Here is a 19,251-nt window from a genome sequence, read left to right as displayed (position 1 = left end):
CAATTTCTTTCTAAATTACAGCAAGTCTATCATATAATGTTCTCTTTCTTTTTGTATGAATAAAAACTTAAGAAATAATAGCTTTTTCCTTAAGTATCTTTATCATGTATGCAAGAATTGCCTCATTTTTATAATCGAACTCATTTTTGTTAAGCCAGATGACATCCCGTTCCCGTTTAAACCATGTAATCTGCCGTTTGGCGAAATGTCTTGTTTCCCGCTTGATAATATAAACTGCTTCTTCCAAAGAATAACCGCCATCAAGATAGGATAACATTTCTTTATAGCCAATTCCCTGCATTGCCACCATATCTTTGGTGCAGCCCATTTCCTTTAAGCGGCGGACTTCTGCTTCCAGTCCATCTTCTATCATTTTATCTACTCTGGCATCGATTCTTTTGTATAAGTGGCTGCGCTCATCATTTAATACAAAATAGGCAAAATTATAAGGTGAAGTCCGCATCTGCTCTTTTGCATTATGCTCAGAAATCTTTCTACCGGTCTCCTGAAAGAATTCCAACGCACGGATGACGCGTTTTCTGTTATTCGGATGGATGACTTCGGCGGATTCCGGGTCCACTTCCTTTAACCGGTCATGAAGATACTGATTGCCATGTTCTTCGGCCAGCGCGTCCAACTCTTTCCGGTATGCACTGTCACTTTCCTGTTCCGTAAAATCAATATCATTTAACAGCGCCTGAATATAAAATCCGGTGCCGCCGGCAATAATCGGAATCTTTTCGTGGGCATATATTTCATTTAAATATTTTTGGGCATATTCCTGAAATTTTACCACATGAAATTCATCGAAAGGCTCTAATTCATCCACCAGATAATGACGTACACCATCCATTTCTTCCGGTGTGATTTTTGCGGAACCTATATCCATATATTTATACACCTGCATGGAATCGGCGGAGATAATCTCTCCGCCAATGGCCTTTGCAAGCTGAATGGATAATTCTGTTTTTCCTACTGCAGTAGGACCTGTCAGTACTACAATTGGTTTCTTCATCATCTTTTCCTACACAATCCGCTTGAATTTTTTCTCAATTTCATATTTTGACATGGCAATAATCGTTGGTCTTCCATGTGGACAATTATATGGATTATCAAGCTTCATCAAATCCTTCATAAGCTGTTCCATTTCCGGCAGGCTCAGTCTCTGGCTTCCCTTTACTGCAGCTTTGCAGGACATGGATGCGATTTTATCTAAAATAACATCCGTCGTTGCCCGCTCGGATATGCCATCGGTAAGCTCGTCTAACATTTCAATCAATACATCCCTGGTATTCAGCCGGTAAAGATTACCCGGAACTCCGCAGATACTGTATTCTGCACCACCAAAGTGCTCAATTTCGAAACCAAGCTTCGTAAATTGTTCTTTGAATCGCTCCAGTACTTCTGCCTCACGCATGGATAATGTTATGACAATCGGCGGGCTGATAGCCTGAGAAGTAAACTCTTTCTTCTCAAACTGCTTTTTTAATTTTTCATACATGACTTTTTCATGGGCAGCATGCTGGTCTACAATAAACAGTCTGTCATTATATTCTACCAGCCAGTAGGTATCAAAAAGCTGTCCGATAATCTTCTGCTTTGCCATCTCCTCTTCTTTTAAGAAAGAACCCTGTTCATAGCTTCCTTCCGGCTTTGCTCCATAGGTTTCTTCCTCACGGATGACATAGGCTTCCTTTGCCAGTTCTTTTTCCGTTTCTTTTTTCGATTGTTCCGGAAGCGGCTCTTTCTGAATCCGTTCTTCCATCATATCTTCCGGTGGCATTGATTTTATCGTATCAAGAAGCTTTTCCTGTGCCGCAGAGCTGACTGACCCGGTTCCCATTGGTCTGCTGACAGGATATTTTATTTCGTAAGGACTGTCTTTTCGTACTGCCTTCCGGATTTCTTCCAAACGTTTCTGCTCAAATGGCTCTGGCATTACCTTCTCTATCTTAGGAACTTCCATCTCGTTTTTCTTTGGTGTATCCACCGGAACTTCCGGTATAATATCACGGTGCACTAGCGCTGCCGATAAAATACTCTGCACTTCCCGGTACAGCTCCTGCTGGTTGGAAAAGCGAAGTTCCATCTTAGTGGGATGCACATTTACATCCAAAAGACTGCTGTCAATCTCAAAATAAAGTACCGTAAAGGGATACTGATGCTGCATCAGAAACGGTTTAAAGGCATCCTCTATAGCTTTGGATAAAATCTGGCTCCGGATAAATCTGCCATTGACAAAATATAATTCGTAGCCCCGGTTTCCTCTGGAAATCATCGGCTTTCCAATAAATCCACTGACTTTAAAAAGCTCGCTTTCATGTGCAATCGGAAGCAGCGCTTTTGTAATATCCCTTCCGTATAAATGGTAGATAATATCCTTGATATTTCCATTTCCGGATGACTGCAGTTTTACCTGATTATTCATAATAAATTTGAAAGCTACGTCTGGATGGGATAAAATCATCCGCTGCATCAGTTCATGAATATAGGTGCCTTCTGTCTGGGCGGATTTTAAGAATTTCTTTCTTGCCGGTGTATTATAAAAAAGATTCCGTACAATAAAAGTGGTTCCATCCGGCGCACCGATTTCTTCTAAAGAGACTTCCTTTGAGCCTTCAATGAGATAACGGGATCCGGTAAAATCACCGTTCGTCTTTGTAATGAGTTCCACCTGACTTACTGCTGCGATACTTGATAATGCTTCACCTCGGAACCCTAAGGATGTAACGGTAAACAAATCTTCTACGGATTTAATCTTACTGGTGGAATGACGCAAAAATGCCAAAGGAATCTGTTCCCTTTCGATTCCGCAACCATTGTCCGAAATACGGATAAAGGATATTCCACCTTCTTTGATTTCAACCGTTACTGCACTGGAACCTGCATCTATCGCATTTTCCACTAACTCCTTTACCACCGAGCTTGGTCGTTCGATGACTTCTCCTGCCGCAATTTTATCAATTGTTTCCTGACTTAACAGTGCAATCTGTGGCATAACGCCATCCACCTCCTTTACCATCTGTTTTTCACTTTATTCTGTAATTCGTATAACTTATTCATTGCTTCGATTGGTGTCATCTGACCCAAATCCAGTTCTTTTAATTCGTTTAATATCGTATCGTTGTCCATGGTATCAAGCAGTGAAATCTGTTCTAAATCCACCTCGTCCAACTTCGGTTTGCTGCGTTTGCTGCTTCCCTCCGCACTGATATTCTGAACAATTTCCGTAATATCATTATTACTTAATTCTTCTACAATTTCTTTGGCACGCTCAATGACATTATCCGGCACTCCCGCAAGCTTTGCTACCTGGATACCGTAACTCTTATCAGCTCCGCCTTTTACAATCTTGCGCAGGAAAACGATATCATCACCCTTTTCTTTTACTGCAATGCAGTAGTTATTTACGCTGTTTAATTTGCCTTCCAGCTCCGTCAGTTCATGATAATGGGTTGCAAATAATGTCTTTGCGCCAAGAAGCCTTGGATTACTGATATGCTCTACCACTGCCCAGGCAATACTCAATCCATCAAAGGTACTGGTTCCACGTCCGATTTCATCTAAAATCAAAAGACTGTTGGAAGTGGCATTCCGTAATATGTTTGCCACTTCTGACATTTCAACCATAAAGGTACTCTGTCCGCTGGCGAGGTCATCAGAAGCCCCTACTCTGGTAAAAATACGGTCTACAATTCCAATTTTGGCTGATTTTGCCGGAACAAAGCTTCCGATTTGAGCCATCAGTACAATCAACGCACTCTGTCGCATATAGGTGGACTTTCCTGCCATATTCGGACCGGTAATAATGGACACACGGTTGCTGCCATTATCAAGATAAGTATCATTTGCCACAAACATTTCATTCTGAATCATCCGTTCTACTACCGGATGTCTGCCATCTTTGATGTCGATAAGACCTTTTTCGTTTAATTTCGGACGGCAGTAATTATTCTGTTCCGCTACCGTTGCAAGAGATGCAAATACATCAATCTGCGCCACTGCTTTGGCGGTCTTCTGGATACGGACCACTTCATCCGCCACCTTCTGGCGGACTTCCCGGAACAGTTCATATTCTAAGACAATCAGCTTGTCTTCCGCACCTAGGATAACATCCTCTAATTCTTTTAATTCCGGTGTAATAAAACGCTCAGCATTTGCCAGAGTCTGCTTTCTGGTGAAATAGTCCGGCACCATGTCTTTAAAGGAATTGGTTACTTCAAGATAATAGCCAAATACTTTGTTATATTTGATTTTCAGATTCTTGATTCCGGTTTTCTCCCGCTCTTTTGCCTCCAAATCAGCAAGCCAGCTCTTTCCATCTGTCTTGGCTTTCCGCAGGCGGTCCACCTCTTCGTTATAGCCCTCTTTTAAGATGCCGCCGTCATGAAGGGTAAGTGGCGGTTCTTCCGCAATGGAGCGTTCGATTAATTCGTATAATTCATCCAACGTATCCAGCTGCTCATATAAACGTTTTAAAAGTGGTGACTGAAAATCACTCATCAGTGTCTTAATCGGTGGCAGCATATGTATGGAATTGCGAAATGCAATCAAGTCCCTTGGATTTGCGGTCTGATAAGTAACACGGGTAATCAACCGTTCCAGATCATAGACCGGATTTAAATATTCCCGGATTTCTTCTCTTGTGATGGCATTGGTATTAAATTCGTCAATGGCATCATAACGTTCTTCTATTTCCGTACGCTCAATTAATGGCTGTTCCACAAAGCTTCTTAAGGTTCTTGCTCCCATGGCTGTCCTGGTCTTATCCAATACCCAAAGGAGAGAACCACGCTTTTGCTTTTCCCGGAGGGTTTCAACCAGCTCTAAGTTTCGTCTGGTAGAACTGTCAATAATCATGAATTTTCCGGTGGTATACGGATGAATTGCCACCAGATTGGAAAGGGTTGTTTTCTGTGTCTCGTAAAGGTATTTTAATAATGCACCGGCTGCAACGACGCCGCTGTCATAATCTGCAAGACCAAGTCCTTCTAAATCCCTGACTTTAAAATGATCCTTTAAAGTCATCTGTGCTGTCTCATCAGAAAAATACCATGCATCCAGAGAATAAATTACGATTCCCATACGGTTTTTCATATCATCGATATCAATTCCGCTGATATAAAATGCTTCATTACAGATGATTTCTGTCGGCTGGTATTTATTGACTTCGTCCAATAATTTCCGTTCCGAATCCACTTCTGTCACATAGTAATCTCCGGTGGTAATATCTGCAGAAGAAATACCATAATGGTCACCGATATATGCGATACACATGATATAATTATTTTTCGTTTCATCCAGTGCCTGTGCATTTAAGGTAGTTCCCGGCGTTACAACTCTTGTTACTTCACGCTTTACCATTCCCTTGGCAAGCTTCGGGTCTTCCACCTGCTCACAGATAGCAACCTTATAACCTTTTTTCACCAGTCTGGTCAGATAAGTTTCTGCTGCATGATATGGGATTCCGCACATGGGTGCCCGTTCCTCTGCACCACAGCTCTTTCCGGTTAAGGTAAGCTCTAATTCTTTTGATACAACCTTTGCATCATTAAAAAACATTTCATAAAAGTCACCCAGACGGTAAAACAAAATACAGTCCTTGTATTCTTCATGCGTTTTTAAATAATGCTGCATCATTGGTGTATATTCCGTCAATGTTCTGTATCTCCTTTTCTGTTTCAAAACACCTGTTGTTTTAATCTATTTTAAGTCTTGCATATTTTCCTGCAATTGCTTCCGCTACTTTCAATCCGTCCATGGCTGCTGACATAATACCGCCGGCATAACCGGCACCTTCTCCGCAAGGGTAAATGCCTGCAATATTACTTTCAAAGGATTCATCCCTTGTAATCCGCACCGGAGAGGAAGTTCGGCTCTCCACACCGGATAAAATGGCATCCGCCCTGTTATAGTCCGGAATGTATTTCGGAAAGAGCTCCATTCCTGCCTGAAAAGATGCTGCTAATTCTTTTGGAAAAATTTCCCTGAGATTTGCAAATGTATGTGCACCCTTTGTGGTACTTTCAAAAGCCCCATATCCTGTAGATATGCGATTCTCTTTAAAATCTCCGTAAAGCTGCTGCGGAATTGCTCCGTTTCCAATGCGATAGGCATTTTTTTCCAATTTCCGCTGAAACTCAATTCCAGCTAACGGTCCATCCCCTTCAAAATCATCCGGTCGAACCGATATGATAATGGCACTGTTGGCATTCTGCCCGGCTCTTGCATGATAGCTCATGCCATTGACTGCCAGCATACCTTCCTCCGAAGAAGCATTTACGACATAACCACCCGGACACATACAGAAAGAATATACCCCGCGGTGATTCTCAAGATTTGCGGTCAGCTTATAGGATGCAGCAGACAGAAGGGCATTTTTATGTCCGTTATACTGGCATGCATCAATCATCGCCTGCGGATGCTCTACACGAAATCCCACCGCAAATGCTTTGGCTTCCATCATAAGTCCCGCTTCCTGTAACATTGGGAAAGTATCTCTGGCGGAATGTCCGATTGCCAGCACCAGAACGTCTGTTGCTACTTCCTTTTCTCTGTTAATCCGGATGGCTTCTACTTTATCTTTCTTCCCATTCAGCGTAATGTCTGTAAGCTGGCTGAAAAAGCAGTAAGTTCCACCCATTCTTTCAATTTCCAGCCGGATGTTTTTTACGACTGTTTTTAAAATATCAGTTCCGATATGAGGCTTATTTATATATAAAATTTCTTCCGGAGCGCCCATTTTCACAAAGATTTCTAACACTTCCCGGTTTCTTCCTGCCACATCTTTTACCAGCGTATTTAATTTCCCATCGGAAAAAGTACCTGCTCCGCCTTCGCCAAACTGTACATTCGTCTTTGGATTTAAGATGCCGTCCTTCCAGAACCGTTCTACTTCAGCAGTCCTCTCTTCCACACTGCTTCCACGCTCCAAAATAATTGGACAATAGCCATGCTTTGCCAGTTCATAGGCACAGAACATTCCTGCCGGACCGCTTCCTACAATAACCGGTCTGTGGGACAGCTGTTTCTCTCCGGCATCCGGGAAATGATAATGTATATCCTTTGCTTTACTGATATTGGAATTTTTATTCTTATGTAAAATCATAGCTTCCTGCTTCAATTCCACATCCACTGTGTATACAAAGGAAAGTTCATTTTTTCTTCTTGCATCAATGGATTGCTTTCGAATCTGATAATGGATCAGATCCTTTTCATTTTTTAGATGAAGTGTTTTGATAATCTGTCTTCTTAACATCTCTTCCGAATGTTCAATCGGAAGCTTTAACTGATTTACTCGTATCATGATAACTCCCTTGCCACATGTATCCCGGCTACTGCGCCGCTGCTCCATGCCCATTGCAAATTATAACCACCGCAGATTCCGTCAATATCCACCATTTCTCCGGCAAAATAAAGTCCCGGACAAAGCTTTGACTCCATGGTTTCTGCATCTATTTCATCAGTGTCTACGCCACCGGCAGACACCTGTGCCGTATCAAAGGTATTCCAGTCAGTAATATCCACCCGGAGTCCCTGCACCGTATCTATAAAGCTCTCTAATTCTTCTGTCTGCAGCCGGTTCGCATATTTTGCAGCTTTTATATGTGACTCTTCTAATAATACCGGAATTAATTTTTCCGGGAAAAAGCCGATTAAGGCTTCCCCGATGTGTTTTTCATCTGCTTTCTTAAATCTTTCCTTGAAATAGGTTAAGCACTGTTCTTTCTCCCAGAATGGCACAAAATTAAGTGTCGCATAGACTTTTTTCTGTTCTGATAACGCTCTTGTGGCAACTCTTGAAAGCTGAAATACCGGAATGCCGGATATTCCATAATTCGTAAGCTGTAATTCACCCCGTTCGCTGCATACATGCGTGCTTTCTATGTATAAATCGACCTTTACATCTGCACGAATTCCTGCAATATCAGCAAAAAATGACTGTTTTCCCTTCAATCCGATAAGCCCCGGTACTAAATCTATGATATGATGTCCCAGACTTTCAAGATATAGGAAACCGCTTCCGTCACTGCCACTTTTCTTTAAGGTCTTACCACCGGTTGCCATTATGCATTTTGTTGCATAAAAATCACCGCCCTTGGTATGAAAAGTGAAGCCCTTTGTGGTCTTTTCTATGCCTCTTATGCCACAGCCACAGACCACTCCAACGTTCTGTTTCTTTAATTCCATCAGCAACACATCCCTGATTGCAGTTGCCTGCTCGCTCTGAGGATAATATCCGCCGTTACGCTCCTTTGGATATATGCCAAGTTCTTTAAAGAACTGCAGTGTCTCTTCCAGTCCAAACTGCTCAAATACAGGTGCAACAAAAGCAGGGTTCTGTCCGTAATATTTGTCCACACCCTGCACTTTATTTGTATAATTACATTTACCGTTTCCGGTTGCTAAAATCTTCTTACCAGGTACTTCGTTGTGCTCTAAAATAAGAACTTTTGCACCGTTTCGTGCCGCCATAATGGCTGCCACCAATCCGGCAGCACCTCCACCGACTACAACGACACCTATGCGTTCTGTATGCTTATTCATGCCAATTATTTACTCTTCTCTCTATTTCTTTTGGACTGCTATGCAATCAGACCTATTCAGCCTTTTAGATTGTATCATAACAGTCTGAAACAATCAACTTTTTAACTGGAATAGCTTTCTAAGAAACGGTATAAATCTTCCAGTGTATCAAAGGTTTTTCCATTGCTGATTTCTTTTTTCAATTCTTCCGGCAGTCCCTGATACGCAATTCCAGTATACATGTATAAGGCATCCTCTTCGCCGAAATAGACATTCAGGTACCCGTCCTCTTCCCGGATAACAAATGCTTTTTTATTCTGAATGTTTGCACTTTCCACGCTATCCTCGAATTGCTCCGTCTCAGCTTCCTGAATCTCTATTATTTTTTCTTGTTCTTTTTCATTCAGTTTCAGATAATACTGTCTTCCACCAATCCATGCAGAGATAGATAATACCAGTGCTCCAAGGAAAAAAGTGCGCATACGTTTTGTGTTTTTCATATTCATCACCACAAACAGTATGCGCAGGTTTTTTCTTTTTATACAATTTTTTCAGGAATTCTATGTTTTGCCCTTTTATTGCATTTTATAATAAATGTAATTTCTTGGCAATGCGGACGAGAAGGTAGCCCTTCGGGAATTTCTTTAGTTCTTCCTCGCTTAAACCTTTTAATAATAAAAGCATTGCACCATATACAACAGCACCAATTCCAATGGCAAGTATGGCTGCAACCGCATTTACTTTAATTATAGCAAAAATACCATTGTAAACGCCAAAGACTACGACGCCCATAATGGCAGAAGCTGCCACCGGGATTAAGAAAGTTTTCACAACTTCCTGACGATAACCACTGTATTTCCGCAAAGACATTGCATTAAAGAGGCACATAAAGAATGCAAATAATGCATTGGAATATACCACTGCATAAATACCAAGATGTAAACCAAACATCATCACCAAAAGTACAATCAGATGCAGTCCCAATGCGATAGCCGCATTTTTAACAGGCTCTCTCATCCGGTTAATCCCCTGTAACAATCCATTAGATAATGTGGAAAGAGAATAGAACAAAATTGCAACAGCTCCCGTTGTAAGCATGGTTGCTGCAGTAGTTCCGGTGCTGCCATAAAGATGCAGCAACTTTAATATCGGTCCTGACAGCACTGCAATTCCAATGGTACAAGGGAATGCAATTACCATAATAAAGCGGATTGCAATATTAATCTGGCTTCGTACGGACTCTCTGTCCTTTCTTGCATACGCACCGGTAAGATTTGGTACACAGGAAGCCGCCATCGCAGAAGCAATGGAAATCGGAATATTGATAATGGTCTTATATTTTCCGGAAAAGATTCCCCACCAGACATCAATATCATCCGGCTTATAGCCCTGTAGTTCCGCTACGTTCTTATAGATACCCTGATCTAAAATTGCACTGATATTATAAATTGTGGTACTTAAAAGTACCGGAACAATGGTCATAATCAGTACACGAAAGACATTCTGATAGGATTCTGTTTTGCTGCTGGTATCCCGGCGCATCTGTCGTTTAAAAATACGTTTGTATGCCAGAAACAACATTCCAAGGAATAAAAGTGCAAACACTGCTCCCATATTGGTACCCAGTGTTCCACCTGCAGCACCGTAAGCAGAGCCATACTTTTCCTTATTTCCAAGCACTGCTCCGATTCTTGCCCCATATCCATAGAGGATATAGGCAGCTGCAATACTGACAATCGCATTGACAATCTGTTCGATAATCTGTGAAATGGCACTCGGCATCATGGTACCAAGTCCTTGGAAAAATCCACGTAAGACTCCTAATACAGCAACTACCAATATCGTCGGTGCCAGAACCTTCAACGCAAAAATACTAAGGGGCGTATTCAGCATGTTTGTGAAGAATGACGCACCAAAGAAAAGAATCAAACTTGCAGTAAGTCCGGTACCGGTTGCTAAAAGCAGGGCCCCTTTTACAATTCGATATGCATTTTTTCTTTGCCCCTTCGAGACACGGGCAGATACCAGCTTGGATACCGCCAATGGCAGGCTGTATGCAGAAATAATCAGCAGGATATTATAAATTTCAAAGGCTGCACTGTAATAACTGTTACCGGTATCTCCAATGATATTGGTCATCGGGATACGATAGAGCAGACCGATTATCCTGCTGACTATAGAGGCAATTGCAAGAATGGAACCCTGTACTAAAAAGTTGGAGTCACTCTTTTTTCCTGAACTCATAAATTTACCTCAAGTAATTTTCGAAATAATTATTTAGCGGAAGGTGGTGTAAACTCATCTTCTGTTGCATAGATATTTAATTTCTTCTCCATATCATTTAACAATACACATACCATGGTTTTACCCTGGTTCAATGTGATTTCATTACCAGAAGCGTCATAGTATCTGGTTGGCTCGTTTTCGCTTGCTTTCTTCCATGTCACATCAATTACTTTACCGTTAGTAATATATTTTCCGGTTCCTTCACCGGTGCTCTCAACATCCAGATAACCGTGTGCATCATCTAACTTGGTATAATCGCAGTACTGAAGCAGAATGTTCTTAAAAGCAAGCTGTGTGCCTGTATTTTCATCCATATGCTCTTTTTTATACTGGAAACGATAGTATAAACCATCTTCACTGTTATATACAAACCAAGGATTGTTTATATAATATCCCGGCTGAACCACTGCTGCATCTGCTCCGTCTGTAAGTTCAATTTCTTTTTCATCATCTTCATTAAACTGATAATGTCCTGCATAATCGGAAGGCAGCTCGGTATCATAACCTTTTAATTCAATTCCGGCATCAATACCATCTGTGCTTACAAATGCATTGTGTGGAGCCTTTCTTGACTTGTCACGATAGAAAGTAGCAGAATCAATGGCACCCTCTAAACCGTTTAAGTCCTCAACTTTGCCACTCTCTAACAGCTCAGTTGCGTAAATTGCCTGTCCGTAATGAATATAAATTGCATCAAATTCCATTGCATAATATGCATAGTAGTGACGACAGCTTCTTACCGAACCAATCTTGTCTAATCCGGAGTAATCCTGGAAAATTGGCATCAGACGGGTAATTCCTCCTTCAGCAGGAGCTTCGTAAAGTACGTCTGCCTGCGACAGTCCATACTGTGGCAATGCATCATTGGTATTTCCAATCATGATTGCAACCGGTTTCTTCTTTGCTAAATCTTTATCAATCCATTCACCGGTCAGGTAACTTCTTGCCATACCATCTTTGCCGGTTTCAGTTTCGGTTTCAGGTTCTGCTTCAGAAACGGTTTCTGTCGGTTCCGGAGCTTCCTCTTTTTTCTTACATCCAGCTAAAAGACTGGTTGCCATCAGTGTCATACATAAAACAATACTTAATCTCTTTTTCATGATGTTCCTCCATTTTTATCTTAAAATATTTAAGCATTCTAAAATCTCGCGCTGCTTTCCTTCCATCACTGCAGCTTCCTGCTCTTCCATGTGGTCGTAACCAAACAGATGCAACATACTATGTACAATCAGAAATGCAAATTCTCTTTGCATGCTGTGACCATATTCCTCTGCCTGTTCCCTGACCTTGTCCACAGAAATAATAATATCCCCCAGCAGAATTTCCCCTGTATCCGGATTAAAGCAATCCTCCGTCTGATTCTCTATCTGGGAAAAATCTCCCGGTACATCATATTCTAACATTGGAAAGGATAAAACGTCCGTCGGGCGGTCTATCTCCCGGAACTCTTTATTAACCTTCCAGATACCTTCGTTATCTGTCAACGTAAGGCTGATTTCTGCTTCAAAAGGAAAATGCTCATGTTCCATTGTAAACGATATTACATCTTTTGCAAGTGTTTCATAATCAAAATCGAAGGTAACCTCCGCTTCTTTTTCTATCGCAAGGCTCAAAATAAATCCGCTCCTTTCGTTAAAAACTCTCTGATTTTAATAAACTGGTTCATGCCAAGATTCGCTTCATCATATAATCCGGCAGCCGATTTTTCGTTTAATGTCTGATAAATAATAATATCATGATTCCAGCTGTTCTTCACGGTTTCCTTGTCCAAAAGTTCAAATTTGGTAACAATACTGTCCACAATATGTACGATTGCGGACTCTATGGAACTAATAGCATTTAATTCACCATTGTATTCACTTAGAATCTTAACCACGTTTTTCGGGAAACAGTTAATCTCAGCAAGACGAACTCCATTTTCTACAAACGGTTCTCCCTCCAGCTTGCCAATCCGGTAGTAAAATCCTGCCGCAGCTACCGTTTTATCATCTGCCCCAAGCTCCTTTGCACATTCTTCTGCCACACTCGAAACTTTACGGGCATGTGCATAATCAATTTCCGAATAGTTTTTAATCTCCTGTACCAGCGGAAAATTTTCTGCAATAATTTCAGCTAAAGTACGTTCTTTTTCATGCTTCGTATAATAATACAGCCTGTCTGCAAAAAAGTACGAAAAAACTGCAGTCAGTATCATGCTGCATCCTGCGGATAAGTACTGATGATAATTGATTTCAAAGCTGCTGATGTAATAGAAGATACTCGGAACAGCAAACGACAATGCAACGGTCATGATGCATCCATAAATTTTATATTTTTTCTGGCTGATTACCATAAGCAGAATTCCGGAAAGTACCGTCAGCATAGTATATGCCGCATATTCATAAAAACTGCCGCTGGAACACATGCAAAGCAGTGTATTAAAATAAATTCCGCCTAAAATACCAATCAGCTCATTTCCGCCACAGGAAAGAATCATGACCGGAATCATGACAGGTGCCATATATGCCGGCATAAAAAAGAAACCCACATAACAGGCTGCTGCTGCAAGAAAGCAAAGAAACAGCTGATGAAAATCACTTTTTTCATTCCGGTTCAGATGCCCTCTGATACGTTCCATTTCAATCACTGCAATCAGCAATGGCAGATATAAAGCATTTATAAAAACAAGCACCAGTACACGGTCTATGGTAAACTTGCAGATTATTGCCAGAAAAACAGAATAAATCGCAACGGAAATAATGATTCCCAGCATACGAATCATTCTTTTGGGTGAAAATCTATCTTCCTTCATTTTTCGTTACTCTTTTCGTTCTTTTATTTGCTTTTGATTCATAATCGTCATAGGCTTTTACAATCTTCTGTACCAAAGGATGTCTTACTACGTCAGCACTGGTCAATTTACAGACGGATATCTCATCTACATTGCGAAGTACACGTAATGCCACATCCAGTCCCGACTTCGTTCCCGGAGCCAGATCCTTCTGGGTAGCATCTCCGGTCACCACAACCTTGGAACCAAATCCAATACGTGTTAAAAACATCTTCATCTGTGCCGGTGTAGTATTCTGTGCCTCATCCAAGATAATAAATGCATTATCTAAGGTACGGCCTCTCATATAAGCCAATGGTGCGACCTCAATAAGCCCCTTTTCCATATTCCGCTGAAAGCTTTCTGCTCCCATAATCTGATACAGTGCATCATACAGCGGGCGAAGATACGGATCTACCTTGCTCTGTAAATCTCCTGGAAGAAATCCTAATTTCTCACCGGCTTCAATTGCAGGACGGGTTAAAATAATACGATTTACTTCTTCATTCTTAAATGCAGTAATTGCCATTGCCATGGCAAGATAAGTCTTTCCGGTTCCGGCAGGCCCGATTCCAAATACAATCATCTGCTTACGGATGGCATCCACATAAGCCTTTTGGCCTAAAGTCTTTGGTTTCACCGGTTTGCCGTTTATCGTATGGCAGATGCAGTCCTTATCGATTTCTACCAACGAGCCTTCTTTATGTTCTCCCAAAAGAGAAAGTGTATATGCAACCTTCTGCTCATCAATCATGTTTCCTCTCTCTGCCAGTTGTAAAAGTTCTGCAAACACCTTGCATGCACCCTCTACATTTGCGGTATCTCCAATGACTTTGATTCCTTCATTGCGGGGCACTACCGTAACATTTAAGGTCCGTTCAATCAATTTTATATTATGGTCAAATTGTCCGAAAATATTGGAAACATGCTCTGCCGGTATATCAATTCTTGTTTCATTCAAGCTCATTTAATACTAGCCCTTCCTCTGTGTCTTCTGTATCAGGTGCTGTAAGCTGTTCCGTTTCGTGTCTTAAAGCAGCTTTTGTGCGCACTTTGATGATTCCTTCCATGATACAGTTTTTATCGTCCATATCTATAATAACATTTTTTTCTAAAATTTGAATATTTTTTTCTGCTAAATGTGACAAATAAATATTAAAATTTTCTGTAGCAACCGCTTCTGCCTGCTCTTTCGTATAAATTGCCTGTTCTGTCCGATACTCTTTTAAAGTACTAGAATAGATTCCAAGTGGCAGATAAAAGTCCCCGTGGAGGCAAAGCTGTTTATAATCCGTGGTTTTGTCTGCACATTCAAATTCACCGCTTAATGCCGGAAGTGTTATTACTTTTCCAAAGAAATCAATGGAATACCGTTTCTTTTCTGCACCGGTCATTCTTTTTTCTTCATGGACAAGGGAAAATTTATCATGGTATGGATATTCCGTCAGTAGATATATATCCGCATCCGCATTGCAATATTCATAGGCATACTGTTCCCCGCTGTCATTGGTCAAATCAATCCTGCCACTTACTAATATATCTCCTGCCTTTACTGCATCGCCGTTCTTTACTAGTGGGGTTCCATTTCTTGTAACAATGGATTCCACTGTCGCATCCTCTTCTGCTATCAGGTCTGAAGCTTCATACGGCAATTCTTCCATTGCTTCCTGCTGTACCAGATTTTCCTTGATTAATACCGTCATTTTCGTTCCGTAAATCTGTACCGATGCCCAGATGATTTCCGGAAACTGTGCCCGCAGATCCCGTTCTAACTGTTCGCAGTCAATTGTACGAATCCGGTCTCCGTAACCACAATCCTCCTCATCAAGAAATGTTAAAACGGTTTCTGTCGTAACAGATGAATTACCATCTACCTCCACATTCCAGAGAAATCGTGATAAAAACCACACCAGACCAGCTGCAAGAATTACTCCCATCAGGAGGCATTTTCGTTTCCGGTAACGGTTCATCCAGAACGGAAATCCTATTTTGCGCAGAATCCGAATCCTGCATCCGGTCTTGCTTACGAACGGACGGATACTCCAAAATGCACGAATGCTGATAAAAAAGCGATAAACATCTTCCTCTTTTCGAAGATTCCAGATTAAAATATTGTGATTGCCACACAGATTTAAAAATCGTTCCGGGGCATAACCACTTAAGATTACCTCAAGGTAACCGCCTATATATTTAAACAGGGAAAGTGTTGTCATCGAAAACCTCTATTCATACTCAATACTTTGGATGATTCCTGTTATTTTCATCTCTTCATTCGTATAATAGGAAATGTTGAGATTTTTCCCACGAACAAGAATCCGGCAGCTTTTCGCCTGAATCCTGATATATTCTTTCTCGTATTCTAAGATTCCCTTATAATTTTCCAACAGCAGTTCCCTGTTACCCATAACGGTTACAATTGCTGCCCGGTAGACTAAGTCTTTCGGCAGTTCTAAGGATTCCACCATATGATTTTTAAAATCTTTTTTTAACTCTTTCTTATTGTTTTTCCTCATATATAACTATATGAGTTTTTTTCTTTTCTATGCGGTAATATATTTTAAAACTGTTTCCGGTGCATCCAGTGGCTCTTTACTGAAAAGAAATGCATTTTGAACCAGTTCCTTTGCATCGTTGCATTTTGCTGCATCATTACCATATAATTCGGCCAGACATTCTCCTTTTTTTACGCTGTCTCCTATTTTTTTCTTAAGGCGGATACCGGCAGTTAAATCAATCTGACTCTCCTTTGTCTCTCTGCCGCCGCCAAGGCTCATGCAGGCAGTTCCAATTGCCATAGCATTTAAAGCTTCTACATATCCATCTTCCGGTGCGGTGATAGTTTCTGTAATTGCTGCTTTTGCCAATAACTGCGGATGATAAACCTGTTCCTTTCTGCCACCCTGTGCTTCTACAAAGTCTGCAAATTTATCCAGTGCTTTTCCGCTTGCAATGACTTTCTCCATCCTTGTTCTTGCTTCTTTTTCATCTTCTGCCACACCGGCAGCCTTTAACATAAGATACCCTAATGCATAGACAACATCCATCAGATCCTTTGGCCCTTTTCCATTCAATGCTTCAATGGCTTCCTGCACTTCCACAATATTGCCTACTGTATTGCCAAGAGGCTGTGACATATCTGTAATAACCGCATAAGTTTTCTTTCCAGCACCATTTCCGATGGCCACCATAATCCGGGCAAGTTCCTCTGCCTTTTCCACAGTCTGCATGAATGCACCGTTTCCGGTCTTTACGTCAAGGACAATAGCATCCGATCCGCTGGCTAATTTCTTACTCATAATGCTGCTGGCAATTAAGGATTTCTCCGCTACCGTAGCAGTGACATCCCGGAGTGCATACAGCTTCTTATCTGCTGGTGCAAGATTAGCAGTCTGTCCAGCAATTGCAACGCCAACCTCTGATACCTGCTTTAAAAAGGCTTCTTCTGATATGGAAGTGCTGAATCCTTCAAAGCATTCTAACTTATCAATGGTTCCACCGGTATGACCCAATCCTCTTCCGGACATTTTTGCTACCGGAACACCCAGTGCAGCAATGATTGGTGTCAGAATCAGGGAGGTCTTATCTCCTACACCACCGGTGCTGTGTTTATCCACCTTTACGCCTTTAATACCGGATAAATCAAGCACATCTCCGCTATCCCGCATAGCAAGTGTTAATGCCAGTGTCTCATCGTGATTCATTCCCTGAAAACAGATTGCCATCAGCATGGCTGACATCTGATAATCCGGAATTTCACCGGTTGTAAATGCATTTATCATCCACTGGATTTCTTCTTTGCTTAAAGCAGCTCCTTCCTTTTTCTTTAAAATGAGGTCGTACATCCTCATAAAATCTCCTCCTTTTATCCGTTTCTTCTATTTATGATACGGTTGCTTATTTGTGATACGGTTCATGATTGATAATCCGATAGCTCCGGTATAACTGCTCCAATAAAATAACACGCATCAGCTGGTGCGGAAATGTCATCTTCGAAAAGCTTATTTTTTCATCTGCACGTTTTAATACTTCATCCGCAATTCCAAGGGAGCCTCCGATCACAAGAACGATATGGCTGTTGCCCTTTACCATCAAGTCACTGACTTTTTCCGATAAAGCAACAGAATCCAGCATTTTTCCGTTGATTGCAAGGGCAATGACGTAGCAGTTCTTTCCCTCTAAATATTTTAAAAGACGTTCCCCCTCTTTATGACGAATCTGCTGTTCCTCTGCCTCGGATGCTCCATCCGGTGTTTTCTCATCTGCCACTTCCACAATTTCAAGCTTACAGTATCTGCCCAGTCTTTTTTCGTACTCGGCAATGGCATCCCTGAAATATTTTTCTTTGATTTTTCCTACGCATAATATTGTTATCTTCATACTTGCAGTATACCTTATTTCAGAAATACAGACAAGGTTATTGTATCGTCGGATAAAATCACTTATAATAGTATTATTATAACGAAAGGTCAGGTACATAACATGGTATACAAGGAGAAAGATGCCCAGCTGGAAGATAATCGTTCTACCGCTTATACATTCCTTGGAGTTGGAATTGCCGGTCTGATTTTTGTCATTCTTTTTGCTCTGGACATCATCAAATTACCAATGGCTGATTATATGCGTGTTATTATGATTGTTGTAATGTCTGTTCTGTTTGTTATTTTTCTTGGAATCGGAATTACACATTTCCGTAAAATCAACCAGATGTCTGCGGATGCAGATATGGAAAGCAGACGCACCAGCGAAATTATGGAATGGTTCTCTTCAAACTATACTGCGGAAGAAATCGACCATGTCAGTGGTGCTGACAGCGAGCCTTCCATGGAGCAGCGTTACTTTATCCGTTCCGACAAAATTGCCGCACTTCTTCATGCTAAATTTGCCGGTCTGCCGGAGGATTATGAAGAACATATCTTAGAAAAGATTTATGCCGCTTACTATTCAGACAACAATGAATAAACAGCAGATTTCTGCTTAAATATAATACAATCAAAGGAGTAACAAAATGAAATTATTAGAAGACAAAATTCTTGCAGAAGGAATCGCAGAAAGCGAAAACATTTTAAAGGTTGACAGCTTTATTAATCATCAGGTGGATCCTGAATTAATGAAGAAAATGGGCAAAGATATTGCAGAACATTATAAAGGAAAAGGTATCACACGTATTGCTACCATCGAAAGCTCCGGTATTGCTCCGGCTCTTATGGCTGCAGAAGCATTAGGCGTTCCACTTGTTATTTTAAAGAAACAGCCTTCTAAAATTTTAAATCATGATTTATATCAGACTGTTGTAACTTCTTATACCAAAGGAACCAGCTATGAATTAACCATTTCCGCAAAATACATCAGCGAAAATGACCACATTCTTATCGTGGATGATTTCCTTGCCAACGGCGAAGCTGCTACCGGTGCTATCCGCCTAATCCGTAAAGCACATGCCACCATCGCAGGTGTCAGTGTCTTAATTGAAAAAGCATTCCAGCCTGGTCGTGAAAAATTGGAGGAACAGGGCATCGATGTTTATTCTTTAGCAAGAGTATCCAGACTTGACAAGGGTGTCATTGAATTTGTAAAAGAAGACTAATTTTTAAAATCCCCGGAACGAAGGCAGATAAGAAACATTCTTATCT

17 protein-coding genes are annotated in these 19,251 nt (G+C 41.1%); 2 read left to right on the top strand and 15 right to left on the bottom strand.

What is annotated here, in order from left to right; all coding sequences use genetic code 11:
- Positions 1-67: 67 nt before the first annotated feature.
- From miaA to rlmH, 15 genes are all read right to left on the bottom strand, one after another.
- Positions 68-1,018, bottom strand: coding sequence for a tRNA (adenosine(37)-N6)-dimethylallyltransferase MiaA (gene miaA, locus DV740_RS02920; protein ID WP_118087446.1), 951 nt, complete (start codon positions 1,016-1,018; stop codon positions 68-70).
- Positions 1,019-1,024: 6 nt separating this feature from the next.
- On the bottom strand, positions 1,025-2,998 hold the full coding sequence (mutL, locus tag DV740_RS02915; RefSeq protein ID WP_118087950.1) for a DNA mismatch repair endonuclease MutL: 1,974 nt from the start codon (positions 2,996-2,998) through the stop codon (positions 1,025-1,027).
- A gap of 17 nt (positions 2,999-3,015) precedes the next feature.
- Entirely contained in the window at positions 3,016-5,640 is a 2,625-nt protein-coding gene (gene mutS / locus DV740_RS02910) for a DNA mismatch repair protein MutS (RefSeq protein ID WP_118087949.1), read from the bottom strand.
- 58 nt (positions 5,641-5,698) lie between these two features.
- Positions 5,699-7,306, bottom strand: coding sequence for an NAD(P)/FAD-dependent oxidoreductase (locus DV740_RS02905; RefSeq protein WP_118087445.1), 1,608 nt, complete (start codon positions 7,304-7,306; stop codon positions 5,699-5,701).
- Complete coding sequence (locus tag DV740_RS02900; protein ID WP_118087444.1) at positions 7,303-8,547, bottom strand: NAD(P)/FAD-dependent oxidoreductase; 1,245 nt, start codon at positions 8,545-8,547, stop codon at positions 7,303-7,305. The genes DV740_RS02905 and DV740_RS02900 overlap by 4 nt, the downstream gene beginning before the upstream one ends.
- 101 nt (positions 8,548-8,648) lie before the next feature.
- A complete protein-coding gene (locus tag DV740_RS02895) occupies positions 8,649-9,026 on the bottom strand; it encodes a hypothetical protein (protein ID WP_117841045.1) in 378 nt (125 codons plus the stop codon).
- An 85-nt stretch (positions 9,027-9,111) separates the two neighbouring features.
- The gene (locus DV740_RS02890) at positions 9,112-10,770 is read right to left on the bottom strand and encodes a putative polysaccharide biosynthesis protein (protein ID WP_117841044.1); all 1,659 of its coding nucleotides are present in this window, start codon (positions 10,768-10,770) and stop codon (positions 9,112-9,114) included.
- A gap of 29 nt (positions 10,771-10,799) precedes the next feature.
- The gene (locus DV740_RS02885; RefSeq protein WP_117841043.1) at positions 10,800-11,912 is read right to left on the bottom strand and encodes a DUF3048 domain-containing protein; all 1,113 of its coding nucleotides are present in this window, start codon (positions 11,910-11,912) and stop codon (positions 10,800-10,802) included.
- A 15-nt stretch (positions 11,913-11,927) separates the two neighbouring features.
- Entirely contained in the window at positions 11,928-12,425 is a 498-nt protein-coding gene (ybeY, locus tag DV740_RS02880) for an rRNA maturation RNase YbeY (protein ID WP_022243795.1), read from the bottom strand.
- Complete coding sequence (locus DV740_RS02875; protein ID WP_117841042.1) at positions 12,422-13,603, bottom strand: hypothetical protein; 1,182 nt, start codon at positions 13,601-13,603, stop codon at positions 12,422-12,424. The genes ybeY and DV740_RS02875 overlap by 4 nt, the downstream gene beginning before the upstream one ends.
- Positions 13,590-14,588 carry a PhoH family protein gene (locus DV740_RS02870; protein WP_022243793.1) on the bottom strand — a complete coding sequence of 333 codons (999 nt, stop codon included), beginning with the start codon at positions 14,586-14,588 and terminating at the stop codon, positions 13,590-13,592. Before DV740_RS02870 ends, DV740_RS02875 begins: the two co-directional genes overlap by 14 nt.
- Complete coding sequence (locus tag DV740_RS02865; RefSeq protein WP_117841041.1) at positions 14,575-15,834, bottom strand: sporulation protein YqfD; 1,260 nt, start codon at positions 15,832-15,834, stop codon at positions 14,575-14,577. Before DV740_RS02865 ends, DV740_RS02870 begins: the two co-directional genes overlap by 14 nt.
- Positions 15,835-15,843: 9 nt before the next feature.
- On the bottom strand, positions 15,844-16,134 hold the full coding sequence (locus DV740_RS02860; protein ID WP_227700104.1) for a YabP/YqfC family sporulation protein: 291 nt from the start codon (positions 16,132-16,134) through the stop codon (positions 15,844-15,846).
- A 27-nt stretch (positions 16,135-16,161) separates the two neighbouring features.
- On the bottom strand, positions 16,162-17,469 hold the full coding sequence (locus tag DV740_RS02855) for a pyrimidine-nucleoside phosphorylase (RefSeq protein ID WP_199534928.1): 1,308 nt from the start codon (positions 17,467-17,469) through the stop codon (positions 16,162-16,164).
- Positions 17,470-17,515: 46 nt separating this feature from the next.
- Complete coding sequence (rlmH, locus tag DV740_RS02850) at positions 17,516-17,998, bottom strand: 23S rRNA (pseudouridine(1915)-N(3))-methyltransferase RlmH (RefSeq protein ID WP_117841040.1); 483 nt, start codon at positions 17,996-17,998, stop codon at positions 17,516-17,518.
- Positions 17,999-18,100: 102 nt separating this feature from the next.
- Between rlmH and DV740_RS02845 the strand changes: the two genes are divergently transcribed.
- Positions 18,101-18,580, top strand: coding sequence for a hypothetical protein (locus DV740_RS02845; protein WP_022243788.1), 480 nt, complete (start codon positions 18,101-18,103; stop codon positions 18,578-18,580).
- A 46-nt stretch (positions 18,581-18,626) separates the two neighbouring features.
- Positions 18,627-19,205 (top strand): xanthine phosphoribosyltransferase, encoded by a 579-nt coding sequence (locus tag DV740_RS02840; RefSeq protein ID WP_117698389.1) that lies wholly within the window; start codon positions 18,627-18,629, stop codon positions 19,203-19,205.
- Positions 19,206-19,251 lie beyond the last annotated feature (46 nt).

The sequence above is a fragment of the Roseburia sp. AF02-12 genome, assembly GCF_003461765.1.
Taxonomy (GTDB): Bacteria; Bacillota; Clostridia; order Lachnospirales; family Lachnospiraceae; genus Roseburia_C; species Roseburia_C amylophila.
The sequence above is the reverse complement of the archived record's forward strand: the minus strand, read 5'-3'. Positions and strand labels throughout refer to the sequence as shown.